The 608-nt window shown below is 65.3% G+C and carries 1 pseudogene; it reads left to right on the forward strand.

From position 1 onward, the window contains the following. Positions 1-608 (forward strand): annotated as a pseudogene (locus OC610_RS28560) (urocanate hydratase); the annotation flags it as partial.

A 608-nucleotide genomic window follows, 5' to 3' on the forward strand; every position in this document is an offset into this window, starting at 1 on the left:
ACCCGCCGCCGTGGTGAAAGCCGCCAAGCAATCGATGGCCGTCCACGTCAACGCCATGCTCGCCTTCCAGAAGATGGGCGTGCCGACGTTCGACTACGGCAACAACATCCGCCAGATGGCCCAGGAAGAAGGCGTGGAAAACGCCTTCGACTTCCCGGGCTTCGTCCCGGCCTACATCCGTCCGCTGTTCTGCCGTGGCATCGGCCCGTTCCGCTGGGCGGCGCTTTCGGGTGACCCGCAGGACATCTACAAGACCGACGCCAAGGTCAAGGAACTGATCCCCGACGACGCCCACCTTCATAACTGGCTGGACATGGCCCGCGAGCGCATCAGCTTCCAGGGCTTGCCGGCACGTATCTGCTGGGTTGGCCTGGGCCAGCGCGCCAAGTTGGGCCTGGCCTTCAACGAAATGGTCCGCAGCGGTGAGTTGTCGGCGCCGATCGTCATCGGTCGCGACCACCTCGACTCCGGTTCCGTGGCCAGCCCGAACCGTGAAACCGAATCCATGCAGGATGGCTCCGACGCCGTTTCCGACTGGCCGCTGCTCAACGCCTTGCTCAACACCGCCAGCGGCGCGACCTGGGTTTCGCTGCACCACGGTGGCGGGG

Origin of the sequence: Pseudomonas agronomica (genome assembly GCF_025917275.1) — a bacterium.
Taxonomy (GTDB): Bacteria; Pseudomonadota; Gammaproteobacteria; order Pseudomonadales; family Pseudomonadaceae; genus Aquipseudomonas; species Aquipseudomonas agronomica.